Genomic DNA, 23,984 nt, shown 5'->3' with positions numbered 1-23,984 from the left:
CACGCCGGTCCCGGACCATGAACCCATGGAACGCAGCCATTACGACGACGATCACCTGGCTTTCGCGGAGCTCGCGCGCGGGTTCGTGCGCAAGGAGGTCGCCCCGCACTACCTCGACTGGGAGGCCGCGGGGATCGTGCCGCGCCAGGTGTTCGCGCGGGCGGGGGAGCTGGGTCTGCTCGGATTCGCGGTACCGCAGCAGTACGGCGGGCTGGGGACGGCCGACTTCCGGTTCAACCAGGCGCTCATCGAGGAGTTCATGGAGGCGGACTGCGCGGGGGTCGGCCTGAATTTCGCGCTGCACAACGATATCTGCACGCCGTACCTGGTGCGGCTGACCACCGCGGAGCAGCGCGAGCGCTGGCTGCCGGGGTTCGTGGCGGGCACCGCCATCGCGGCGATCGGGATGACCGAACCGGGCGCCGGATCCGATGTCGCCGGATTGCGCACGGCCGCAGTGGATATGGGTGATCACTTCGTGGTGAACGGCGCGAAGACGTTCATCACCAACGGCATCAACGCCGATCTGGTCATCACGGCGGTGCGGACCTCGCCGGAGCGGCATCGGGGGCTCACCCTGCTGGTGATCGAGCGCGGGATGCCCGGCTTCGACCGTGGCCGCAATCTCGACAAGCTGGGGCTGCACTCCCAGGACACGGCGGAGCTGAGCTTCACGGATGTCGTTGTGCCCAAGGACAATGTGCTCGGTGAGGTGGGGCGGGGCTTCGAATACCTGATGCGGAACCTGCCGCAGGAGCGGATGCAGATCGCGGTGGCGTGCCTGGCGCGGGCGCGGGCCGGTTTGCGCTGGACCATCGAATACGCCGGTGGCCGTGAGGCTTTCGGCCAGCCCATCGGCGGCTTCCAGAACACCAGGTTCACCCTCGCCGATGTGGCGACCGAAGTGTCGGTGGCCGAGGCGTTCATCGACAAGTGCGTCCTCGAGCTGAATGCCGGTCGGCTTACCGCCGCCGACGCCGCGAAGGCGAAACTGTGGGCCTCGGAAATGGAATTCCGCTGTCTGGACCGCTGCCAGCAGCTGTTCGGCGGTAACGGCTACATGCGGGAGTACCCGATCGCCCGCGCCGCCGCCGACGCCCGCGTCACCCGGGTTTACGGCGGCACCTCGGAGATCATGCGCGAAATCATCGGCAGGGACCTGAAACTCACGTGAACGGTCCGCTCATTTGAGCGGCAGCGCACCGTCCATGCCGCCGACATCGGTGATCTTCCAGTCGGCATTGCGGTCCACGGTCACACGGTAGGTGACCGTGGTCTGCCCGCCCTCCGGATTCTGCGCATTGGTGGAGGTGACATTGACGAACACATTCACCTGGTAAACGCCGTTGGTCTCCGATTCGACCTTGGCCGAGATGGGGCTGGCGGTGGAGGTCCACTTCAGCGGGTCCAGGATCTGCTGCAGGCTGGGCGCGGTGGAGTCGAACTTGTTGGCCAGCGCGGGGGCGGTATTGGCCTTCAAACGTCCCACCCACGAGGCGAAGTCGGCGTAGTTGACGGTGGCCGCGCCGACGGCGTAGTCACCGGCCACCTGTTCGGCGCGGTCGATATCGGCGGCCGTCCGGTCCCGGTCGGACAGGTCGCCGCGCGCCAGGATGAGCAGCACGCCCAGCACGATCGCGAGTGTGGTCACCACGGCCAGCGCCGCCGACCAGGCGAGCGTGGACACCGACACCGCGATGGTGCGGGTGGCCGCCGGGGCGGCGCCGGGCTTGCGGTGCTCGGTCTTCGGCTCGGATTCGCTTCCCGCGCTGTCGTTCTCGGCAGCGTCGTCGGTCTTGTCGAGGTCGACCTTCATGATGGCTCCCGTCCGTGGTGGCTATTTGACGTTGATCTGCAGCCGCAGCGTGCCGTCGGGTGAGGTGGCGTGCAGGGCCTGGGTGAGGAGGCTGCTCAGATCCAGCCGCCCCACCAGCGGCGGCACCAGGTCGAGCAGGGGTTGCAGCACCGGGATGAGCGGCGACAGTTCGGGTCCCATGGCATCGACGCGCCGGGTGAGCTCCACCAGCATCGGCGCGAGCCCGAGTTCCCCGCCGGGAGTGTCCTCGACGAACGAGTCGGGCACATTGCCCGCGCGAATGACGCGCGCGATGGAGGCCGCCACATCGACGACGCGCGGCCCGAAGGTGGCCCACGGTGCGGAGGCCTCGGTCAGCGCCGGTCCGGACCAGGCCATATCGGTGGCATTGGCCTGCAATGCGATCAGCATCTGCCGGATCACGTCGGTGCGGGCCAGCAGGGTGGCGGCGAGCAGATCGGTGGATCGCGACAGCTGCGGAATGATCGTCTCGGTCCCGGCTACGGCGGTGCTGAAAGTGTCGACGATGGAGGCCAGCGCCTCCGGATCGAGCTGTTTCAACAGCTCGGTGGTGGTCCGCGCGATATCCGGAATCGACACCGGCGCACTGATTCTCGCCGCCTGCACCACCTGCCCGTCGCGCAGGTACGGCCCGTCGCCCGACGGCGGCTCGAATTCCAGATAGGCCTCACCGAGCCCCGACAGCCCCTCGATGCGCACGGCGCTGGCGGTGGGGATCGGATACTCCTCGCGCACCCGGAACCGCACCTGCACCCCGGCGGGCACATGCTCGACCGCGGTGATCTGCCCGACCTCCACCCCCGAGAGCAGGACCTTCGAACGGGGCAGCAGCCCACCGGATTCCGGCACCAGCATGGTGGCGGTGATCTCGTCGCGGAACCAGTTCACCCGCACGATGCCGAAGGCGAGATAGGCGCTTCCGACCACGAGGATGGTGACGATACTCGCCAGTGACAGCAGGGTATTCGGCTTCACCGGACCACTCCGATCATCCGCAGGGCGCGCACGACGGCGTCGATCTGCTCGTCCCGCGACACCGTCCCGGTCTCGCCGACGGTCACAGCGGTGATGTTCACCTTCATGCCGCGCTCCGCGAACGGAATTATCTTGTCCCGCAACAGCGCGACGAGCCGATTCAGGTTGGAGGGCGCGTCCAGGTCCAGGGGATTCTGCGCGAACAGCAACGGCACGAACGCTTTCGCCGCCCCGTCGGTGGCCGCCAGCAGCGGCGCGGCCCATTCGACCGAGCGCGCGATCTTCCCGAGTGAGCCGACGATGCCGAGCGTGTACACCAGCGATTGCACATCGGCCGGAATATCGCGTGCCCCCTGCTCACTCAGCAGGGCCGCGAGCTCGTTCGGATTGTTCAGCACGGCCTGCATATCGGTCTGGAAGGCGTCCAGGAAACGGTCCACCGTGGCGAGGTTGGCCGCCAGATCCTCCACATTCACGCCGAGCTGGTTCACGATGCGCGCGGTCTCGGTGGGTTGCGCCGGCAGGACCGCGTTGGCCTGGTCGATGATGTCCTGAATCCGCTGTGGCGCACCGCCTCCGATGAAGGTGGACAGTCCGGCCAGCAGATCCTCCACCTGCAGTGCGGGTTTGGTCTGCGCCAGCGGGATGGTCCCACCGGGCGCGATGGTGTCGGAGACATTCCCGGACGGTGTGCTGAGCCCGATGAACACATCTCCGAGCAGCGTGTTCTGCCGCAGCTGGGCGGTGGTGGCGGCGGGCAGGCGCACCGAGTCGGAGATCTCCAGGACCGCGTCGATGCGCCCGGGACCGGCCGCGGACGGATCCACCACCCGCACCGACTTCAGGCTGCCGACCTTCGCGCCATTGGCGATGACCTTCGCCTGCGCGGGCAGATTGAGCGCGTTGGCGAATTCGACGTGGATCTCGTAGGTCGGCCCGGCGACGGTCGCGCCCGGGACCGGAATCGACGCCGGATCGAATCCGCACGCGGTGTGGAGCAGGGCGGCCGCCGCCAGGGCCGCCGCCGTGCCCGCGCGCCCGCGGCTGTCGCGAAACCTCATTGCGCACCTGCCAATCCGAGAACCAGCGGTATCAGGTCCACCGTGGCCAGCCCGTCCGCCGCGGTCCGGCACCGGCCCGGCGCCGCGGCGTTCACCACCGTGCACACCTGGTCGGCGATGTCCTGCGGTAGCGCGACTCGCGGTGCCGCATAGGTGATTCGCGCCTGCCCGGTCGCCGGATCGAGGAATTCCTCGAAGGCGGTGACGATCGGCGGAATCATCTCGATCACCTGCTTCAGCGTGCCGATGTGCGCGGAGAGCAGCTTCAGCTTCGGCACGAGCGCGTCGAGCCCGTTGAGGAGCTGCCGGCCGTACTTGTGCGACAGGGTGTTGAACCAGGGCAGGATCACCAGCAGGGCGTCCACGATCTGAATGGCCCTGTCCCACATCTGATTCACGAAGGCGAAGCCCTCCGGGGCCTGGGTCAGCGCGGTTTTGATATCGCCCCAGTTGTAGGCCACGCTCTGCGCGATCGAACCGAACGCGTCGATGAGCGAGCCCAGATTCCCGATGGCGGCGTCGGGCTGCTTCAGGGCCTCGGCCAGATCCTTGACGAGCTGGTTGAGCCGCTGCCCGGTGCCCACGGTGGCCTGGTCGAACACCACCACGCTGGTGCGCAGCCGCTCCTGTTCGGCGGGATCGCCGTGCCCGGTGAGCTCGTCGGCGAGGGTGGAGAAGGCCTCCAGGGTCTGGCTGATGCTCTTGGGCGTGAATGTCTCGGTGATACAGGTGTTCCGGTCCCACGGCACGTCGGATGTGTTGTCGCCCAGCACCTCCAGATCACGGTCGGCGAGAATGGTGTCCGAGACCGTGGTGGCGATGACCCGCCCGCGCAGCGGATGATCGGCGTCGACATCGAAAGCCACACGCACCCTGCCGTTCTCGGGTGTGACGGTTGTGACGGTGCCGACCGGCAGTCCGAGCATGGTGACATCGTTGCCGGGATACAGGCCGATGGAATCGGGCATGACCGCGCAGTAGCCGAGCGTCTTCTTCATCGGGTCGAAGGCGATCAGGTACGCGGCGACGGTGACCAGTGCCACCACCGCCACCCCGGCCGCGGTGATGAATCCCTGTGATCCCAGAAAGCGTTTCATCTCAGCACGCCCTTCCCGGGAGCGGGATGCATACCTGCGTGGCGCTGAGCGTGACCGCGGACTGGTCGACGGTCACCCCGCCCTCCGGCGTCACCGCGGCCCGCAGCCGGGTCGCCAGTTCCCCCAGCCAGGTGAGGCTCTGATCGAGTCGCCGTCCCAGGTCCTCCAATTGCGGCACCGCCTCGGCGAGCTTGTCCGCGAGCGGTTCGAGGGACTCCTTCCAAGCCGGTTCGACGGCGGCGATGCGGGACAGCAGCTGCGCGGTCACCAGCAGCGCCTCCGCGATCTCGGCTTTCTTGGCCAGGCCCCGGGTTTCGAGCTCACCGATCTTCCGCACGAAGACGCCGAGCAGCGACACATTGGTGTCGATCGCGGTGAGATATTCATTGGTGACGGTGAGCGCCCGCGAGATGTCGGCGTTCTGCCTGTCGAGAATGCCGACCAGCGTTTCCACCGCATTGCCCATGCGCCGCAGGGCGTCCGGACTCCCGCTCAGGGATTCCTGCAGCGCGGCGAAATTGGCGCGCAGCCTATCCCCGTCCACCTCCGCGATCGGCGCGGCGGCGTCCTGCAGGGTGCGAATCAGGCTGTAGGGCAGGCGTACTCGCTCGGCGGGAATGATCTGCTCGCCCAGTGGCCGGTCTCCGGCCGGGAAGGCGGCGACGTAGTGCCCGCCCACCACGGTGAGCATCCGCACCTCGAGGGTGGTGAGATCGCCCAGCGTGACATTGTCGCGCACCGTGAAGGTCATGCGCACCCGATCGGGCAGCAGCGTCAGCGATTTCACGGTGCCCACACCGATGCCCGCGATCCGCACCTCGTCGCCGACATCCACCGACCGTGCCTCGCTGAGATCGGCGGTGTAGGTGGACTTTCCGATCGGCAGCACATAGATGAGCCCGGCCGCGACCAGCACCACCGTCAGCGCGATCGCGCCGAAGAGCCCGAAACCCAGTTCGCGGCGGGCGGATACGTTCAGTTCTTGCATATCGAGACCCTCTGACCGGCGATGAGCACAGCGATCGGGGTCGGAACCTCGGCGGCGCCCTTGGAACAGCTGAGATCGATGGCATTGCTGGTGGAATCGGCGGGCGGCAGCAGGTTGGCCATCGCCTGCAGCAGTCCCGGTAGCCGGTCCAGCACCTCCAGCGCCTGCTGCTGATCCGGGAACAGCAGTCGCAGATCCTCTTCCAGATTCGGATTCGTCTTCTCGGTGAAGCCCAGGGTTTTCAGCAGGCTGTTGAGCGGTCCCAGTGCGGTCGGCGCGGAATCGGAGAACTCCAGCAGCCCATCCAGTTCGATGCTGAAGGCGGTGAAGACATCGGCGAGCCCGCGCAGCAGCGTGATCAGATGTGGTGACTTGCCGCCGATCTGTGCCGAGATGTTCTGCAGGTTCGCCACGATCACCGACAGCACGGTCTGCCGGTCGGACACGTAGCGGCTCAGATTCTCGAAAGCGTCCAGGGCGGGCCCGATTCCGCTGCCGTTGCCCTCGATGACGGCGAGCACGCTCTCCGCGAACTGGTTGAGCGCACCGGGCGAGAATTCCCGCAGCACGGGCTGTAATCCGTTGAACAACTGCGTGATGTCGAACGACGGCACGGTCTTCTCGGCCGGAATCGTTGATCCCGGCTGCAGTGGCGCACCGGGCTCCTCGGGTTGGCGCACATCGACATACCGCTGGCCGGTGAGGGTTTGGTAGCGGATGGCCAGCCCGCTGCTGGCGTACAGCGGCCGGTCCCGCTGCAGGCTGAAGGTCACGATCGCGCGGGAGCCGTCGAGTTCGATACCGGTGACCTTGCCCACCTGCACCCCGTACATGCGGACGTCATCGCCCTTCTTCAGTCCGCTCACATCGCTGAATTCCGCCCGGTAGTCCCGTGTTTCACCGCGCACCGGCCGCAGGATGGCACTGATCACCACGAGCAGCAGCGCCACCATGGCCGCGGTGAACAGCACCAGCCGCACGATCACGCCGCGGGTCGATCCCTGTTTCATGGCATCCCCCCGGTGAGTGCGGTGACCGCCTGCTGCCCGAGCAGCGGCACCGCCAGTCCGGGCATACCCCGCAGTGCCACTTCGACATTCACCGTCGGTCCGTCGGGAGTGTCGGCGAAGATCCGGTCCAGCCGCTGGAGCAGCTCGGTGAGTTCGGCGTGCGAGCGGGCGGGGTCGGGCAGGGTGCCGGTGATGGCCTGCACGGTCGGCGTGAGTGCGGGAATCAGCCCGTGCAGGTGCTTGTCGAGCATGTTGAACAGATCCGCCGCCCCCAGCAGGACGCCGTTGCGGATCACGCCGACCGAGACGTTGTACCGCTCGCGTTCGGTCTGGAAGATCTCGATATCCAGCAGCGCCGCCGAGAGTTTGAAGGTGGCGGAGGTGAATTCGCCGAATCCCTCCAGGAACGAGGCGTATTCGGCGATCAGGAACGACGACGGGTACCGCTGGGTGTCGGCGATGGCGCGACTCACGCTGATCACCGCCTGCAGCATGGGCGTGAAGGCCCGCAGATCGGTATTGATCTGGGTGATGAGCTCGGACAGTTTGGGCGTGAGCACCTCGGTGGCGGCCTGGGTGAGGGTGCGCAGCAGCGCGCCCATGGTGACGTCCTCGGTGCGGCCCGCCAGGTCGATCACCTGCCCGTCGCGCAGCGGCATGCCGCCGGTGGACGAGCGCAGCGCCACGGTGCTGATGCCGAACAGGTTCTCCGGTGCGTAGTCGACGGTGAAAGTGTCGGTGAGACCGGCGGTTTGGGACCGGTCGAGGTCCAGGGTGAGCAGCTGACGCCCCTGTCCGACAGCCTCCACCGCGGTGATCTTCCCGACGGCGACCCCGTCGTAGCGCACCGAGGTTCCGGCCACGATGCCCTCGCCGGTCTGGTCGGTGTGCAGCTGAATGCCGATGCGGTCGGGCGGTTCCCGGCCCGTGAACGCCGTCCACGAGCAGGTCGCGACCACCGCCAGCACCACAGCGACCACCCCCAGCGCCAGTGCGATGCGCCTGCTGAGATTCACCCCGGGAATCGAATAGTTCGGCATCGGCTACCCCGGGAACTCGATGGCGGAGTTGACGCCCCACAGCAGCAGCGTCAGCACCATGTCCAATCCGACGATGGCGACGAAACTGGCCCGCACCGCACGCCCCGAGGCGATGCCCACGCCCTCGGGCCCGCCGGAGGCGAAGAACCCGTAGTAGCAGTGGATCAGGATCACCGCCACGCCGAACACCAGGATCTTCACCACCGCCGCGAAAACGTCATAGCCGCTGGTGAATTGGAAGAAGTAGTGGTCGTAGACCCCGCCCGCCTGCCCGTGCAGCAGCACGATCACCGCCGAGCAGGACAGGTACGACAGGATCAGGGCGATGAGGAAGGTCGGCACGATGGCGATGGCCCCGGCGATCACCCGGGTACTGACCACGAACGGGATCGACCGCAGCCCGAAGGATTCGATGGCGTCGATCTCCTCGGCGATGCGCATGGAGCCGATCTCCGCGGTCATCCGGCAGCCGGCCTGCGCGGCGAAGCCGACGGCCGCGGCGATGGGCGCGAGTTCCCGCGTGTTGGCGAAGGCCGACACCACCCCCGACACCGAGCCGAGCCCGAGCAGATCCAGCGCCGCGTAGGACTGGATTCCGACCCCCGCGCCGATGGAGACGCCCAGCACCACCAGCATGGGCACGGTGCCGCCGCCGACGATGAAAGACCCGCGCCCCCAGGTCATATCGGTGATGGTGCGCATGGTCTGATTGCGGTACCGGCGCAGCGCCAATGGAATTCCGCCCAGTGCGAGCGCCGTGAAGCCGAGCATGAATCCGGCGTTCTCCAGCGGTGTGAGTGCTTTTTCCCGGCGCCGATACAGCTTGCCCGCCCAGCCGAGGCCCCGGGGCGTGTGGGGAGTCGCCGTCATCACGCCACCCGCATCGGCAGGAACATGGTGACCACCTGGGTGATCACCAGATTGACCACGATGATGGCCGCCACCGACAGCACCACCGCGGCGTTCACTCCGTCGGCCACGCCGCGCGGGCCGCCGCGCGCCTCCAGTCCACGCTGACAGGCGACGATCACCACGATGAATCCGAAAAGAATTGCTTTCGCGAGGGAAATCCACACATCCGCGAGGACGGTGAACGCGCCGAAAGTCGCCCAGTAACTTCCCGGCGTCACATTCTGCGCGCTGATGGCCACCACATATCCGGCGACAATGCCGACGAAGATGATGAGCACATTCAGCAGCGGCGCGACGAACACCATGGCGACCACGCGCGGTATCACCAGGCGGTGCACCGGCGAAATGCCCATGACGCGCAGGGCGTCGATCTCGTCGCGCACGGTGCGCGCGCCGAGATCCGAGGCGATGGCCGAGGCTCCCGCGCCGCCTAGCAGCAGCCCGGTGGCGATGGGCGCGCCCTGCTGGATGACGCCCAGTCCGCCGGCCGCGCCGATGAGCGAGTCCGCGCCGATCTGATGGATCAGATTGCCCACCTGCACCGAGACCACGACGCCGAACGGCACGGCCATGAGAATGGCGGGCAGGGCGGTGACGGTGATGAGATACCAGGCCTGGTGCAGCATTTCGCGCCAGGGGAAGCGGCCGGAGGCGATATCGGTGACGGTGCCGCGCAGGGATTCGACCGCCAGTTCGACGGTGCGCCCGAAGGTGCGCAGGCTCGACAGGGCGGTGTCGGAGAAGTTCTTCCGGACTATGTGCAGGGCCGTGTCGCCCCGCGGGGGCGGCGACTGGGGCATCGCTGTTCCCTCCCTTGCTCACCCCTTGGCCGCGGCGCACATCGGACCGGAAGCCGGCCCGGGTGGATAGTGAAAACATCGCTGTAAATTTGAAACGGAGCCATGTGGGCCGGATTGGATGCGCCGGGCGGGGTGCACATGATCGAGGTTATCCGAACCGTCCCAGACATATTGCCGTATTTCGCAATCTGTTCGGGCGACAGGAATTCAACGGGTAAGAATGAGAACGCAATACTGCGAGCGGACCGCGGTCGGAGGTGAACCGGATTGGGATATAGCACAATTCGATTCCCGGAGCGGGCCGCGACCGGCCGTAGGCCACTGCGTACACTGGCCGCACCGGACGCCGACGGCGGCCCGGCTGGAATCGGAGAAGGAGTGCGGTGTCCGAGCGACGGGAGCGGATTCTCGACGCCGCGCGGGGCCTCATCGTGCGCGACGGGTACGCCGGTGCGAGCATGCACGCCATCGCCCGCGCGGCCGGGATCACCCGCCCGGCGCTGTACGCCGAATTCGCCGATCGCGACGAACTGTTCGAGGCCCTGCTCGAGCGCGAGGCGGAGCGGGTGCTGGCCATGTCGGTCGACGCCACACCCGAACTCACGCCCGACGACGATCCCGTGGCCGTCGCGGAACGCGCGGTGGACGTCTTCCTCGATCTGGTGGCCTCCGCGCCGGAGACCTGGCGGCTGGTGTTCATGCGCGGCGACGGCATGCCACCGGCCACCTACGAGCGCATCGAACGCGGTCGCGAGGGCATCCGGCAGCAGACCCATCTGCTGCTCGGAATGCTTTCCGTGCGTGGCGAACAGCGCATCGACACCGAACTGCTCAGCCACGGCGTGATCAGCGTCAGCGAGACCGCGGCGCGGCTGCTGGTGCACGATCCGAGTGTGGATCGCGCCCAGGTGTCGAGCACGCTGCGCTGGATGGTGCGGCGCACCGCCGCGCATTTCGGCATCGCGGAAGGGCCCGCCGGTGCCTAGGATCGTGCGCAGCGGCGCCCCCAAAAGGCGCTATGCCAAACGGCTTTCACCCGTCGAACGCCGGGAGCAACTCCTGGACGCGGCCCTGGGCATCGTGGCCGAGAGCGGTTTCACCGCCGTGTCCATCGCCGCCGTCGCCGAACGCAGCGATGTCACCCGGCCGGTGGTCTACGACCTGTTCGGCAGTCGCGACGATGTGCTGCGTGAGCTGATCGACCGGGAGACGACGCGCATGCACGCCGCCGTCGCCCGCTCGGTCGCCGCGATCACCGCTGAAACCACTGTGGTGCAGGCGGTTTCGGTCGGGCTGGGTCGGTTCCTGGCCGAGGTGCGCGCCATGCCCGCCACCTGGCGGCTGGTCTACTTCCCGATCGACGGGGTGCCGCCGCTACTACGCGAGCGGGTCGGCCGGGCCCGCGACGAACTGCGTACCCCCATGCGCCGCCTGTTCTCCGACTGGCTGGCCGACCGGCCCGCCGATGCCGCGCAGGTGGATCCGGATGTCCTGGTGCAACTGCTGCAGGGCGTGATCCAGACCCTGGCCCGGCTGGTGCTGGACGACCCGGAGCGCTACGACTCCGAGCGTGTCCTCGCCCTGATCATGCCCCTGCTGAGCGACGCCCCCGAGGCGTTCTAGCGGCGAAGTCCGTACGCGGCGGCGATGATTCGCTCCATCACCGAGCGCGGCAACAGCCGTCGCACCGCGAACAGCACCGGCGCGTTGCTGCCCACCGCGTACAGCGGCTTGGGGCGACCCGCCGCCGCGGCCGCCACGATGGTTTCCGCAACCCGTTCCGGCGTAATGCCTTTGGCCTGCTTGTCGTCCAGAACCTCCATGAACTTGGTGAAATCCGTTGTGTGCGGCGAACCCTCGTCCAGGTACTTGGTGCGCCGCTCGCGCAATCCGGTGTCGATCTGGCCCGGTTCGACCGTGGTCAGCCAGACGCCGAACGGCGACTCCTCGAATCGGGCAGCGGTCGCGAACTCGCGCAGCGCCGCCTTGGTCGCCACGTAGGAGGACCGGTACGGCATGGGGAAGCTGCCCAGCATGGATCCGATCATGATCACGCGCCCGTACCCGCGCTCGCGCATACCCGGCAGCACCGCCTGCGTGAGTGCCACGGCTCCGAAAACATTGAGCTGGAACAGTCTTTCGATGGCGTCGCCCGGCAGTTCGGCCAGCGGCCCGGCCTGACTCTCGCCGGCATTGTTGACGAGCACGTCGACCGCGCCGAGTTCGTTCACGAAGCGGGTGACCGACTCGCGGTCGGTGAGGTCCAGGGCTCGGTACTCGATACCGGGCAGCCGGTCGGCGTCGGGGATCGTCTCGGGATTGCGGCTGGTGCCGATCACCTTGTGGCCGCGTGCCGCGAACGCCGCCGCGGCGGCCCTGCCGATACCCGACGATGCGCCGGTGACCACCACGGTCCGGGTCGAAGTGCTGCTCATGCGGCCAACGCTAGCGGGCGCGCACCGGATGCCACCAGGAGCCCTGCCGCTTGCGCTCGGTGATCTGCGCCTCCGGATACTCACCGGGCAGCGGCGGCTGATCGGTGACCGACCGCACGCCGAGCCACACCCCTAGACCGAATGCCGCCGCGGCCAGGACGATCGCGAGCAGAACAACCGGTGTGCTCATGGTGCTGAAATCCTCGATCACTCGAACCCGACCCGGGCGGCACGGGTGTGTGATCCATCGTGTCTTGCTACAGCTTTCGTTACGTGACGATTCGTGTCGCGTTTTCTCGGAGTTTCGCGGTAGTGTCGAGGCGCGGTCGACTTATCTGACCCAGACGGGATTTTCGGCCCCGAAACGGTCCCGGAGTTGATATGTTTCGCCAGACCACGGGGGCATCGGACAGGCGTTTGTAAGGGTCATGGGTACATGTTCGACTGGGATCTGCTGAGGAACACCTCCAGCGTGCACATCTTGACGCAGTTGGCCGAGGAGCGCGGAATGAGTGCTTCGGCCTGTCTGGCTGGGACAGGGCTGCATCCGGAATCCGTCATCTCGCCGAGCACGGAGACCACCGCGCGCCAGGAGCTGACGGTCATCCGCACACTGCTCGCCGCATTCGGGACCGAACCCGGACTGGGGGTGGAGGCGGGCAGCCGCTATCACGTCTCGCTCTACGGGCCACTGGGTTTGGCGCTGCTCAGCAGTCGCACGCTGCGCGACGCCGTCGGGGTGGCGCTGCGCTACGTCGAACTCGCGTTCGTGTTCGGGCAGCTGAGCTTCGACGAATCCGGCGGGCACGCGCGCCTGCGCTACGAGGATCGCGAGGTGCCCCGCGACGCGCGCGCCTTCCTCGCCGAGCGGGTCATGACCGGCACCCAGATGATCGGCCGGGAACTGTTCTCCGCGGGGGTTCCGGTGCTGCACATCCGATTCCGGCATCCACGTCCCGCCGACACCGCCCGGCACCGCGCCATGTTCGGGGTGGAACCCGAATTCGACGCCCCCGCCAACGAAATCGTCTTCGACGCCGCCTACCTCGACCTCCCGCTGCCGCAGGCCAACGAATGGGCGCGCAGCACCTGCGAACAGCTGTGCCGCGATCTGCTCGCGAAACGCCATGCGCGCACCGGGGTTTCGGGCACCGTGCGAGATCTGCTGGTCCGCAATCCGGCCGAGATCCCGGATCAGGCGGCGGTGGCGGCGGAGCTGTTCATGAGTCCGCGCACGCTGTCGCGCCGCCTGCACGAGGAGGGCACCTCCTTCCGCGCACTGCTGGACGAGGTCAGGCAGTTGCTGTCGGAGGAACTGCTCGACCACACCGCCATGACCACCGAACAGGTGGCGTCCCGCCTCGGATACGCCGAGGCGGCCTCGTTCATCCGGGCCTTCCGGCGCTGGAAGGGTTGTCCGCCACAGGAATACCGCTCGAGACGGGCGCGCACGCCGGAACTGGTGTAGCCACCGTTCCCGAACTCGCCGCGCGGCGGGCCGACCTGCGCGCTCAGCTGGCGAGAGCGGTTCTCGTGGCGGACCGGATCGCGGAGGTGACGGTGTCCGGATCCTCCAGCATGAGCAGATGGCCGCAGTCGGGCAGCAGGATCGAACGCGCCGGGCGCAGCGTGGTGTTGAGGCGCGCGCCCGCGGCGGCCGACAGGATGCGGTTCTTCGCGCCCCAGATGACCGTGACGGGCGGGAAGCCGGGATCGGGCTGGAAGGTGTCGAGTTCGCCGAGGCGGTGCAGATCGCGGGCGATGGCGGCCGGGGGGAGCAGGCGGCGGGGTTCGGCCCAGCGGGTGCGGAAGATGTCGAACGTCTCCGGGGACAGCGCGCGACCGCGCGGGCCGAGCTGTTCGTTGACGACCCAGTCGGCGGCCAGCCGGGGGATGCGGGTGCGGCCGAGAACGCCGTCGACCTGCAGGTGACGGGCGGCGCGCTGGGTCCAGCCGGTGGGCGTGGGGCGCACGGTGGCGGCCGTCAGCGGGCTGCACAGCACCAGGGCGCGGACGCGCTGGGCCTTGCGCCGGGTGTAGAGCAGCGAGAGCGCACTGCCGAAGCAGTTGCCGACCAGGGTGACATCGGTCAGATTGTGCGCTTCCAGGAACTCCGAGACCAGGCCGACGTAGTTGTCGACGGTGTAGCCGGAATTCGGGGTGTCGGAGTCGCCGTAACCGAACAGATCCAGGGCATACACGCTGTTCGTGGCCGCGAGAGCGGTGAACTGGTTGCGCCAGATGCGGCGGTCGCCGCCGATATTGTGCAGGAAGACGACGGGGTCCCCGGAGCCGGCGTGGTCGTAGGTGACTGATACGCCGTGAAAATCGAACACCGGCATCGGGCGCTCTCCTCATTGAGTAGCGGTGCTGCGCTGCATCTTCCGTGGTAGGGGAGTCGATGACGACATACCCTGCGCACGGTACTGCAACCCATACTAGCCGGTACCCGGCGTAACACAAGTTACGGTGGGAGCGCCCGATGGCTGGTCAGTGGGCTATTCCGGAACTCACCGCCCCGGATTTCAGCCAGGTCTTCAATTCGGCCATCCCGGTGTCGCGGTCGACGACCGGCGCGTAACCGAAGTCGCGCGCGGCCGCGGCGGTGTCGTAGGTGCCCGACCGTGTCATGACCGCCACCGAGTAGCGCGACAGCGGCGGCGTCCAGCGGGCGGCGATATACGGTGCGCGCCTGAGTGTTTCGATGATCTCGACGAGCAACCCGACCAACCGCGGATCGACCTTGCGGCGCGGCGGCGCATAGCCGAGATCGGCGGCCACCCGGGACAGGAACGGCCAGACGTTCGTGCGCTCGGCATCGGCGATGAAATACGGCCTGCCGCCGACATTCTCGGAGGCAGCGGCCTTGACGCAGGCCTCGACGATGTTCTCCACATGACACAGCGACGCGTACACGTCCCGGCCCGCCGACAGATCCGGCAGCGTGCCCGCCGCGGCGCGGTCGAGCAGCCGCACGATCGGGCCGGAGCGGTCACCCGCGCCCCAGATCGCGCGCGGGCGCAGCGCGGTGGTGGTGAAACCGATCGCATTCGCCTGGAGCACAAGGCGTTCGGCCGCGGCCTTGGTCTCGCAGTAGTGGTTGAGGTAGCGGCGCGGATACGGCACCGACTCGTCGATATCCAGTTGATCGCCGCCGTCGCGGTCCATGAGCGCGCTCGGGCTGGAGATGAACACGAACCGGCTCGCGCCCCCGGCCCGCGCCGCGGCCAGCAGGCGGGCGGTGGCGTTCACGTTCTCCTGCCAGAACTGCTCGCGCGAACCGCGCTCGTCCACCCGTGCGGCACTGTGGAATACGACGTCCACGCCCGCGACGGCCTTCTCCAGGGATGCGCCGTCGGCGAGATCGCCGGTGACCAGCTGGATGTCGTCGATCACCGGGAGCAGGTCACGCAGATTGCTGCTGCCGCGCACCAGGATCGAGACGTCGTACTCGCCGTCGCGCACGAGCCGCCGCGTCAGCGCGCCGCCCAGGAAGCCGGAGGCCCCCGTCACCAATGCCCTCACTGTGCCTCCTGCAGTTGCTTGGCCGCCCAGACCGCCAGCTTCTCGCGGCCGATCTTGGCGTTGTGCCGGATGTCGACCGGGAATCCGGGGTGGAACAGGAATCCGGTCACCGGCTCGCTGACCTCGAATTCCGCACGGCGCTCCCGCAATCGGGTCTCGACGGCGCCGCGATCGGCGCCGGATTCGAGTTCGACGCACAGCACCGGACGCTGCCCGCCACGTTCGCCGATGCCGACCAGGGCGGTGCGCGCGACCCCCGGGACGGTATTGAACACCTGCTCGACCTGCACCGTGAACATCGGGCCGTCGGCGGTGACCACATGCTGACTCTTGCGGCCGCAGAAGCGGATTCGGCCCTCGTCGTCTATCCAGGCGAGATCGCCGGTGCGATGCCAGACCGTCTCGCCGTCCACGATCTTGCCGGAGCGGTTGGCCTGCTCCGGCCAGAAGTAGCGGGTGCTCACATTCGGGCCCGCCACCACCAGCTCCCCGATACCGCGCGACTTCGCCAGTTCGGCGGCCCGCGCTTCGGCATCGGCCCAGGTGGGCAGGGCGTCCTCGGTGATGGCGACAATGCGCGCCCGCACATCCTTGGCGGGCCTGCCCACACAGACGCCGTGCCCGCGATGCGCCTCGGCCACCAGACCGCTCAGCAGTTCCCGCGATTCGATGGTGGCCATGGGCAGCGCCTCGGTGGCCCCGTAGCCCGAATACACCTTGGCATCCTCGGGCAGCACCTTGCGCAATTGCTCGATGCACCAATCCGGGACGGGCGCACCGCCGGAGTAGATGCTCTGCAGTGTCTCCAGCTGCGCCCCATGCTCTTCCACGTGCCGCAGCAGCGGAATCAGCACGGCGGGGGAGGCGAACATGGTGCGCACGCCGAACCGCGCGACGGCGTCCACCACATGCGCGGGATCGGTCGCGCCGACCTTGGAGGGGATCAACGGCGGTAGGACACAGCGGGATCCGAGCAGCAGCTCCAGAATCCCGGCCACCGCGGCGGTGATCAGCGAGGTGCCCGGCGGGACGTGTTCGCGCGCCGCGTCCACCTGATCGATCATGGCGGCCAGATTGCCGTGTGTGAGCACGACCGCCTTGGCCGGGCCGGTGCTGCCGGTGGTGTAGGCGATGAGCAGCGGATCGGTATCCGGCGCGGGGGTTCGATCCGGCAGGGGCGCAACGGGTTTGCGGCCCCAGCCCTCCAGGGTAGGGCCGGGCCAGAACGACGGCCCGCCCACCGTGATCGCCACCTTGACCTTGCGGAAGTAGGCGCGGAACACGATCCGAACGCCCTGGGCCTCCGGCACTCCGATGAACGCGCCGGCGTCGGCGGCCTGCAGGCACCGCAGCATCTTGAACAACCCCATGCCGGGATCGATCACCACCGGCACCGCGCCGATCTTGAACAGCCCGTACAGCACCGCGTACAGCTCCGGCCCCGGCCGCACCAGCACGATCGTGCGCAATCCCGGGGTGATTCCGGATTCGAGCGCCTTCTCCGCGATGGCGTCCGACCATTCGTCGAGTTCGGCGTAGCTGAGCTGCCGGTACTCCGGCAGGCCCGCGGCGGTCCGGCCGGCCGGATAGATCACCGCCTCCCGATCGGGATGGTCGGCGACGACGGCGCTGAATCGGTCTAGCGCGCGCCAGTAGATTGCGGTGGTCAAGACATCACCTCGATGAATTCGAGCGCATGGGAATTCGGACTGCGATTAACGGAATTGTGGCGGAATTCGATACGCAGTACGGCGAGGTTACCGCACGCTTCGCACGTTCGCTACCGCGAGAGCGTGACGGTAATACGTTGTCAGGCAATCGGTTTGGTGTGTCTCGCGGTACCGCAACGTGTTTCGCCGCCACCCCTAACGACACCCCTAGGATGCAATCCGCAACCGGTCTGCGAATATTACTGTCTACCTGGGAGTTCAGTCCGGTGAACTGTGAAATGTCCGTGTTACCACAGTGGATGGTGGGGCATGTGTGGCCTCCGGCTACCAATGAGTACTGCTAACGTTCGAATCGGCATCGGTGCTACTGGGTAACGACGGCGCCGGCATCGTGAAATCTCCGATTGCCATTCGCCGCACCAGAATTCGACCGAACTCGGCAATAAGTCCAGAGAGTAGGGGGCCATGCGTACACGCTTCGAATCGATTGGTGCGTACACACCCAGCACAGTCCGCTCCACCGAGGATGTGATCGGCAGTCTTTCCGTGCCGAGAGCATTGGATCTCGAACGCATCACCGGAATCAAGAATCGGCGCGTCTACAATTCCGATCCGGATCATTATGAATCGTCGTTCGAGCTAGCCCGCAAAGCGATCGACGACTGCCTGGAGCATTCCGATTACCGCGCAGAGGATCTGGACGCGGTGATCTCGGTGTCCATCACCCGGTTCCACGGCGCCGGGCAGTACAGCTACGCGCCGTCCTTCGCACTCACCCTGCGCAACGCCCTCGGCGCGGACAAGGCGCTGCACTTCGACCTGTCCAACGCCTGCGCCGGAATGATCACCGGTGTGCTGGTGCTGGACCGGCTGATCAAGGCCGGAGTGGTGCGGCGCGGACTGGTGGTCAGCGGTGAGCAGATCACGCCCATCGCCGAAACCGCCGCACGGGAGATCAGCCAGCCCTACGACCCGCAGTTCGCCGCGCTCACCGTCGGAGACGCCGCGGTGGCCGTCGTCGTCGACGATCAGGGCGACGACAACGACGAGATCCACTACATCGAACTCATGACCACCTCCGCCGGCGCGGAACACTGCATCGGCATGCCGAGTGAGAAGACCACCGGCATCGCCATGTACACCGACAACCGGGCGCTGGCCTCCGAAGCGCGCTTCCTGCAGGGGATTTCGCGCATGTCCGACTATCTGTCGGAGCACGGGCGCAGCTGGGAGAGCGAGAAGTACGACTACTGGGTGCACCACCAGTTCAGCGGCCCGGCCATCGACTACATCAGCCAGCTCACCGAGCGGCACTTCAACACCCCGATGCCGCAGCAGCTCAACGCCTACGACGAGTACGGCAACACCGCCTCCACCTCGCACTTCCTGGTCCTGCACGAGAGCCTGGCTCAGCAGCGAATTCCCAAGGGCTCCAAGGTGCTGCTGGTGCCCGAGGCGTCCGGGGTCGTCTCCGGACATCTCGCCGCGACCGTTTCCCGATTGGAGGCCTGAAAGTATGAGCACCGCAATCGTTTCCGCGGCCGTCACCACCGACGCCGACACCGGCAGCTACTTCGAACTGGCCACGCGGGCCGGGCGGGCGGCACTGGAGCAGGCCGAGGTCGCGCCCGAACGGGTCGGGCTGGTGATCAACGCCGGGGTGTACCGGGACAGCAATATCGCCGAACCGGCCGTCGCGGCACTGCTGCAGAAGCGACTGGAAGTGGGGCTGGAATACGAGACCGGGCGGGTGCCGGCCTTCTCCTTCGACCTGCTGAACGGTGGGACGGGCGTGCTGCAGGCACTCACCGTCGCGCAATCCTTCATCGCCGCACGGGATCTGGAGTACGTGCTGGTGCTCGCGGGGGACGCGCATCCCTCCACTCAGCGTGATCGTGCGGACTTCCCCTACACGCCGACCGGTGCGGCGCTACTGCTGCGATCCGACACCGAGGCAGGCGGATTCGGTGGTCTGCACACGCTCGGCACCGCCGACACCGCGCGGCCGACCGGATGGGCGGACCTCATCGGGGCGGGTACCGACGGGCGCAACGCCCTCACCGTGCGCGGCGGCGAGGGGGATCCGCTCGCGGCGGCCGAGACCGTGGTGCGGTCCGCTCTCGACGAGGAGAGGATCGACGGCACCGATTTCGCCACCGGCCGGGCCGTACTGCTCGCCCCCGCGCCGGTGCCCGGATTCCGGGAGCGGCTCGCCTACCGGCTCGGCGTGCCGTCCATCTCGGTGGCCGGGGTCGATCCCGCGGTGGGAGACCCCTATACGGCGGCCCCGGTGCACGCGTACGTGAACGCGGCCGCCGAGGGACAGTTGGCGCAGGCCGGGGCCGTGGTGTTCGTGGGCGCGGACGACGGTTCGGCCGCGTGCGTGGTCTATCGCCCGCGTGCGTTGGAGCGCTCCGCGGCCGCTTCCGCGCTGCGCGTCAAACATATTGGAGTGTAAGGTAATTCAACCGGACGGTCGCCGTCGGCTGGTGTGGGCGGACGCCGGCGGCCGCTGGAAGACCCTGTGACCCGGCTGATCCGGACGCCGACGGGCGTCCACCGCTGCAATGATGCCGCCCAGCACAACGAGTTCTCCGTGCCCTCCCTTCAGTCGGGCTCCGCCGTTCGATGAAAGGGACTGGGAGAATGCAGCGGCCGGTCGCTCGGGACCGAAAACATATGACGATCGTGGGTGGAGCGCGTCCACTGCGTGGGGCGCCCCCGCGACAGGTGGATCCGGATGTGCGGGTGGAGGTGTTGCGCGGGGGCGACGCCACGCTCCTGCGCACGGCTCGCGCGCTGGCGGTATTGGGGGATGCCGCCAGCGTGGAGCTCGCCGCCGGACTGCTCGAGGTGGAACTCGACGAAATACACGACTCCGTGGCCGCATTGGCGGACGCGGGCCTGGTCGAACAGCAGCGGTTCACCTATCCGGGGATAGCCGCGCGGATCCTGCGCGAACTACCCGTCGAGGACTATCGGGAGCTGCGCGGCCGGGCCGCGGAGCTGTTGCACCGCACCGGCTTTCCCTGTGTGACAGTCGCGGATCAGCTGCTCGCGGCGGGTGACGTGCGCGGGTCCTGGGCGTCGCTCGTGCTGGTCGAGGCCGCGGAATCGGCGCTCGGTGAGGACGAACTCGACAGGGCGGCACAGTGTCTGGAACTCGCCTACCGGGCCAGCCGGCGGGTGGGGGAGCGGGCCGCCATCGCCACCCGGCTGGTGTCGGTGGAATGGCGGATCAACCCGTCCACGCGAACCCGGAACTTCGGGCGGCTGAAGGCGGCGCTGCGGACCGGGCGGGTGCCGTACTCGGAACTGCCCTCGACCGCGCTGCACATGCTCTGGCACGGGTACGCGCTGCACGCCGATCACGCGCTCGGACGCCTGGATCGCGGGCGTGACCTGCCGCATCCGGCCGGGGCGCGGATCGACTTCCTGTGCGCCTGGCTGCGCTACACGCATCCGGCGCACGCCGAACGGCATCGGCGACTGTTCGCCGCACCCGATCCGGAATACGTGCCGTCGGACCGGAATTCGCCCTACCGCATGGCCGGAGAGCTGCTCGACGCGCTCACCACGCAGCATCCGGAGGCCGGTGTCGCGGCCGTGGCGCAGCGCATTCTGGCGGGCAACCGGCTGACCTTCGGCACCTCCGAAACCCTGGTGGCGGCGGTGGACGGTCTCATTCACACCGACCGGCTCGACACCGCGGACGCGTGGTGCGCTTCACTGCTCGCGGAAGCCGAAGCGCGCAGTGCGCCCACCTGGCAGTCGATTTTCGCGGCGGCGCGGGCGGAAACGCTGCTGCGCAAGGGAAATCTCACCGGCGCGGCCGAGAATGCCGTGCTCGCACTGAATCTCATACCGGCCGACAACCTCGGAGTGTGGGCCGGACGGCCGATCGCGGTCCTGGTGCGGGCGCTCACCGCCCAGGGCAAACACACCGAAGCGGCCGCCCAGCTGCGGCGGCCGGTGCCGCGCGCCATGTTCGAATCACGCTTCGCGCTCACCTATCTGAGCGCGCACGGCGAACACTGCCTGGCCACCGGCCGCCCCGAGGAGGCCCTGCGGCACTTCCGGCAGTGCGGAAACCTCATGCGCCAGTGGAACATGGACTTCGCCTGGCTGGTGCCCTGGCGCAACGACGTCGCCGCGGCCCACCTCGCGGCCGGACAGCAGCGGCAGGCCCAAGAGTTCGCCACCATGCACCTGGATGCCATCGGCGGGGCGGATCGCCATCACAGCGGCAGTGTTTCGCTGCGACTGCTCGCCGCCACCAGCGACCCGCACCGTCGCGTCATGCTGCTGCGGCGGGCCACCGCCATCGCCCGCGCGGGCAGCAGCGACCTCGAATTGGCCACCGCGCTCACCGATCTGGGGCGCGCCTACCGCTCCATCGGTGACGCGGACAAGGCGCGTCCACTCCTGCGCGAGGCGACCCGGCTGGCCGAAGCCTGTGGCGCCGAACAGCTGCTGCGCCGTCTGCGCGTCGACCGGACCGCCCCCGTCACCGACGCGACACCACGAGTTCGCCTGGTGCCCAACGGTTTGGACTCGCTCAGCCCCGCCGAACGCCGGGTCGCCGAACTGGCCGCACACGGCAAACGCAACCGCGAGATCGCCGCCGAACTCGCCATCACCACCAGCACGGTGGAACAGCACCTCACCAAGGTGTACCGCAAGCTCGCCGTGGCCCGGCGCAGTGAACTGCGTTTCGTCGTGGCCGCCTACTCGGAGGCGGCCTCCCGATCCGCGGGCTGACCGGCCCTGCGCGCCCGCAGCGGGGGAACGGCTCAGTTCCCGTTCTCCCGCTGCGCCTTACGCGTCGCGCGCGCCATCCGCAGCAGATACCCGGGGGTCGGCGGCACCCAGCCCAGCTGAACCGCCTGCCCGAGATCGTCGCGGTTGGCCCAGTGCTCGATCACCCTGCCCTCCGCGATCCGCAACCAATGCGTCTGCGTCACGGCGAAAGTCCGCCCGGTGGGCGGAAAGACCTGGTCCACCAGCCCATCCTCGCGGTACACGACGAACGGACCGGTGTGCCGTCCGTGCATGGTCGTGTGCAGCACCACCAGATCCCCGTCCACGACCGCGGTGTCGATGGTGTGGCGCAGGTCCGAATAGGCGGTGCGCAGCCAGATCGCGGTGGCCCAATACGCGGCCGGGCCCCGGCCCCGGGTGTCGGGCGGCTCGGTCCTGCTCTCCCGATTGGTCGCCTCCGGATGGATCACGGCGTCGAAATCGCCGCGCTCACCATCGCCCATGATCTGCACCGACCGAATGGCCAGAGCCCGTGCGGCCTCCGCCGCGGTCAGAGAAATGCTGTCCATGAGGACCTCGCTATCGAATACCGGCGAACCTGTCCCCGGTAGGTATCGGCCGCGCGGGTCTTTTCGTTCGATGACATTCCGTGCCAGGGAATCCGGATCGGCGGCGCAGCCCTTGCGGCTGACAACCGGCCTCGAACCCCAGCTGGACACCGACGGGACCCGGCTGGTCATCGCCGAGCTGACCGGCGAGTTCACCTACGCGATTCACCTGAGCCCGACCGCCGTTTCCCGTTCCAGTGGAACGGATTTCGGGCCGGTGCTGGGGGCCGCCGTGGCCGACATACCGGATCTCGCGGCCATTGTGGAGCCGCTGTCGTCGTTCATCGCCCGCCATTCCGGCGAGATCGCCACCCAGGCCGAGGGCGGCCCCATCCGGCTCGACGGAACGATCCCCTCGCCGTTCCCCATCCCCGTCGCCGAGACGCCCACCTTCTGGGAGGTGGAACGCGGTCGCGCGGAGGACGAGGCCGCGCGCGCCCGCGCCCAGCAGCAGGCCGAGGACGACGAACTCGAGAAGGAATACCGGGACCAATCCGGTGACGACGGCTGGGGAGAAAACCCCAAGCACCCCTGGGATCGCAAGAACAAGGGCCGAGGTATCTGACCATGACCACCGAACAGCAAGTCCGGCAAAAGATCTCGGAATTCGAATCCACCCTCGCCGCCCACCGCGTCGACGGCCTGGACCTGCCCCGAGTCTTCGACCTGGACGCCACCGCCCGCCGCGCCCTGCAAACCTCCCAGGACCCCGACGACGACCAACTGGTCCGAGCCGACACCCACGGCTTCCTGCACCTGCGCTACACAGTCCACCTCAGCCCCCTCGCCGTGGAAATGTTCACCACGGCCGCCGACGCGATCAGCAGCTCCCTCCGCGACGTAGTCGTCGAAATCCCCGAACTGGCAATAATTTCCCTCCCCCTGGTCGCCTTCATCATGAGCGAATCCGGCTCCATCAAAGCCGTAGCCGCGGCCTCCGAAACCGGCGCGCTAGCCCTCGAAGGCGTCTTCCCGTCCCCCTTCGCCCTTCCCCTCCCCGAAGGCCCCGGCTTCTGGCCCGACGACCACCCCCAACCCCACTCCGACCCCGGCGGAAACAACACCGGCACCGGCACCGACGACCCCTGGCACCTCGACGACGGCGGCAGCGGCCGCAAGGGCCCCGGCGACATCTGGGACGGTGACGACGTCTGACCCCGGCCCGCCCTCAGTCCCGACGTTCACCCACTGACCCGCCTCGAAACTCTGCCCAGACCGAGGAGATTCCACCGCGTCGCGCCGCCCGGGTCGGTCAGCCCGACCAA

General features: G+C 68.0%; 24 protein-coding genes. 9 read left to right on the top strand and 15 right to left on the bottom strand.

Going from position 1 to position 23,984, the window contains the following annotated elements; all coding sequences use genetic code 11:
- The first annotated feature begins 25 nt into the window (after positions 1 to 25).
- A complete protein-coding gene (locus JK358_RS07555; RefSeq protein WP_201945066.1) occupies positions 26 to 1,174 on the top strand; it encodes an acyl-CoA dehydrogenase family protein in 1,149 nt (382 codons plus the stop codon).
- A gap of 9 nt (positions 1,175 to 1,183) precedes the next feature.
- Here the strand turns inward: JK358_RS07555 and JK358_RS07550 are convergent, their stop codons facing one another.
- The 9 genes from JK358_RS07550 to JK358_RS07510 are packed head-to-tail and all read right to left on the bottom strand — an operon-like array spanning position 1,184 to position 9,720.
- Positions 1,184 to 1,816, bottom strand: a complete 633-nt coding sequence (locus tag JK358_RS07550; RefSeq protein ID WP_201945065.1) for a hypothetical protein — start codon at positions 1,814 to 1,816, stop codon at positions 1,184 to 1,186.
- A 21-nt stretch (positions 1,817 to 1,837) separates the two neighbouring features.
- Positions 1,838 to 2,812: an MlaD family protein gene (locus JK358_RS07545; protein ID WP_201945064.1), complete on the bottom strand. Its 975-nt coding sequence runs from the start codon at positions 2,810 to 2,812 to the stop codon at positions 1,838 to 1,840.
- Positions 2,809 to 3,873 carry an MlaD family protein gene (locus tag JK358_RS07540; protein WP_201945063.1) on the bottom strand — a complete coding sequence of 355 codons (1,065 nt, stop codon included), beginning with the start codon at positions 3,871 to 3,873 and terminating at the stop codon, positions 2,809 to 2,811. Before JK358_RS07540 ends, JK358_RS07545 begins: the two co-directional genes overlap by 4 nt.
- Positions 3,870 to 4,970, bottom strand: coding sequence for an MlaD family protein (locus tag JK358_RS07535; RefSeq protein WP_201945062.1), 1,101 nt, complete (start codon positions 4,968 to 4,970; stop codon positions 3,870 to 3,872). The genes JK358_RS07540 and JK358_RS07535 overlap by 4 nt, the downstream gene beginning before the upstream one ends.
- A gap of 1 nt (position 4,971) precedes the next feature.
- Positions 4,972 to 5,958, bottom strand: a complete 987-nt coding sequence (locus tag JK358_RS07530) for an MlaD family protein (protein ID WP_201945061.1) — start codon at positions 5,956 to 5,958, stop codon at positions 4,972 to 4,974.
- Positions 5,946 to 6,968, bottom strand: coding sequence for an MlaD family protein (locus tag JK358_RS07525; RefSeq protein WP_201945060.1), 1,023 nt, complete (start codon positions 6,966 to 6,968; stop codon positions 5,946 to 5,948). The genes JK358_RS07530 and JK358_RS07525 overlap by 13 nt, the downstream gene beginning before the upstream one ends.
- Entirely contained in the window at positions 6,965 to 7,984 is a 1,020-nt protein-coding gene (locus tag JK358_RS07520) for an MlaD family protein (protein ID WP_201945059.1), read from the bottom strand. The genes JK358_RS07525 and JK358_RS07520 overlap by 4 nt, the downstream gene beginning before the upstream one ends.
- A 27-nt stretch (positions 7,985 to 8,011) precedes the next feature.
- Positions 8,012 to 8,878 carry an ABC transporter permease gene (locus JK358_RS07515; protein WP_201945058.1) on the bottom strand — a complete coding sequence of 289 codons (867 nt, stop codon included), beginning with the start codon at positions 8,876 to 8,878 and terminating at the stop codon, positions 8,012 to 8,014.
- Positions 8,878 to 9,720: an MlaE family ABC transporter permease gene (locus JK358_RS07510; protein ID WP_201945057.1), complete on the bottom strand. Its 843-nt coding sequence runs from the start codon at positions 9,718 to 9,720 to the stop codon at positions 8,878 to 8,880. The genes JK358_RS07515 and JK358_RS07510 overlap by 1 nt, the downstream gene beginning before the upstream one ends.
- 383 nt (positions 9,721 to 10,103) lie before the next feature.
- Between JK358_RS07510 and JK358_RS07505 the strand changes: the two genes are divergently transcribed.
- On the top strand, positions 10,104 to 10,706 hold the full coding sequence (locus tag JK358_RS07505) for a TetR/AcrR family transcriptional regulator (RefSeq protein WP_201945056.1): 603 nt from the start codon (positions 10,104 to 10,106) through the stop codon (positions 10,704 to 10,706).
- Entirely contained in the window at positions 10,699 to 11,343 is a 645-nt protein-coding gene (locus JK358_RS07500) for a TetR/AcrR family transcriptional regulator (protein WP_201945055.1), read from the top strand. Before JK358_RS07505 ends, JK358_RS07500 begins: the two co-directional genes overlap by 8 nt.
- Here JK358_RS07500 and JK358_RS07495 read toward each other — a convergent pair.
- Positions 11,340 to 12,155, bottom strand: a complete 816-nt coding sequence (locus JK358_RS07495) for an SDR family oxidoreductase (protein ID WP_201945054.1) — start codon at positions 12,153 to 12,155, stop codon at positions 11,340 to 11,342. The genes JK358_RS07500 and JK358_RS07495 overlap by 4 nt on opposite strands.
- Positions 12,156 to 12,165: 10 nt before the next feature.
- Positions 12,166 to 12,345, bottom strand: coding sequence for a hypothetical protein (locus JK358_RS07490; RefSeq protein WP_201945053.1), 180 nt, complete (start codon positions 12,343 to 12,345; stop codon positions 12,166 to 12,168).
- Between the two features lie 318 nt (positions 12,346 to 12,663).
- Between JK358_RS07490 and JK358_RS07485 the strand changes: the two genes are divergently transcribed.
- On the top strand, positions 12,664 to 13,623 hold the full coding sequence (locus JK358_RS07485) for an AraC family transcriptional regulator (RefSeq protein WP_201945052.1): 960 nt from the start codon (positions 12,664 to 12,666) through the stop codon (positions 13,621 to 13,623).
- Positions 13,624 to 13,666: 43 nt separating this feature from the next.
- Here the strand turns inward: JK358_RS07485 and JK358_RS07480 are convergent, their stop codons facing one another.
- The 3 genes from JK358_RS07480 to JK358_RS07470 form a co-directional block, all read right to left on the bottom strand.
- Positions 13,667 to 14,497 carry an alpha/beta fold hydrolase gene (locus JK358_RS07480; RefSeq protein ID WP_201945051.1) on the bottom strand — a complete coding sequence of 277 codons (831 nt, stop codon included), beginning with the start codon at positions 14,495 to 14,497 and terminating at the stop codon, positions 13,667 to 13,669.
- 148 nt (positions 14,498 to 14,645) lie between these two features.
- Positions 14,646 to 15,680, bottom strand: coding sequence for an NAD-dependent epimerase/dehydratase family protein (locus JK358_RS07475; RefSeq protein WP_201945050.1), 1,035 nt, complete (start codon positions 15,678 to 15,680; stop codon positions 14,646 to 14,648).
- Positions 15,677 to 17,350, bottom strand: a complete 1,674-nt coding sequence (locus JK358_RS07470) for a fatty acid CoA ligase family protein (RefSeq protein ID WP_201945049.1) — start codon at positions 17,348 to 17,350, stop codon at positions 15,677 to 15,679. Before JK358_RS07470 ends, JK358_RS07475 begins: the two co-directional genes overlap by 4 nt.
- Positions 17,351 to 17,815: 465 nt before the next feature.
- Here JK358_RS07470 and JK358_RS07465 point away from each other — a divergent pair, with 465 nt between their 5' ends.
- From JK358_RS07465 to JK358_RS07455, 3 genes are all read left to right on the top strand, one after another.
- Entirely contained in the window at positions 17,816 to 18,862 is a 1,047-nt protein-coding gene (locus JK358_RS07465) for a 3-oxoacyl-ACP synthase III family protein (protein WP_201945048.1), read from the top strand.
- A gap of 4 nt (positions 18,863 to 18,866) precedes the next feature.
- On the top strand, positions 18,867 to 19,808 hold the full coding sequence (locus JK358_RS07460; RefSeq protein WP_201945047.1) for a beta-ketoacyl-[acyl-carrier-protein] synthase family protein: 942 nt from the start codon (positions 18,867 to 18,869) through the stop codon (positions 19,806 to 19,808).
- Between the two features lie 221 nt (positions 19,809 to 20,029).
- Positions 20,030 to 22,111 carry a LuxR family transcriptional regulator gene (locus JK358_RS07455; RefSeq protein ID WP_201945046.1) on the top strand — a complete coding sequence of 694 codons (2,082 nt, stop codon included), beginning with the start codon at positions 20,030 to 20,032 and terminating at the stop codon, positions 22,109 to 22,111.
- Positions 22,112 to 22,143: 32 nt separating this feature from the next.
- Here JK358_RS07455 and JK358_RS07450 read toward each other — a convergent pair whose 3' ends face one another.
- Positions 22,144 to 22,680 (bottom strand): ester cyclase, encoded by a 537-nt coding sequence (locus JK358_RS07450; protein WP_201945045.1) that lies wholly within the window; start codon positions 22,678 to 22,680, stop codon positions 22,144 to 22,146.
- 70 nt (positions 22,681 to 22,750) lie between these two features.
- Between JK358_RS07450 and JK358_RS07445 the strand changes: the two genes are divergently transcribed.
- Positions 22,751 to 23,284 carry a hypothetical protein gene (locus JK358_RS07445; protein ID WP_201945044.1) on the top strand — a complete coding sequence of 178 codons (534 nt, stop codon included), beginning with the start codon at positions 22,751 to 22,753 and terminating at the stop codon, positions 23,282 to 23,284.
- A 2-nt stretch (positions 23,285 to 23,286) separates the two neighbouring features.
- Positions 23,287 to 23,874 carry a hypothetical protein gene (locus JK358_RS07440; protein WP_201945043.1) on the top strand — a complete coding sequence of 196 codons (588 nt, stop codon included), beginning with the start codon at positions 23,287 to 23,289 and terminating at the stop codon, positions 23,872 to 23,874.
- The last annotated feature ends 110 nt before the right edge of the window (positions 23,875 to 23,984 follow it).

This window comes from Nocardia acididurans (assembly GCF_016741815.1).
GTDB classification, from domain to species: Bacteria; Actinomycetota; Actinomycetes; order Mycobacteriales; family Mycobacteriaceae; genus Nocardia; species Nocardia acididurans.
The sequence above is the reverse complement of the archived record's forward strand: the minus strand, read 5'-3'. Positions and strand labels throughout refer to the sequence as shown.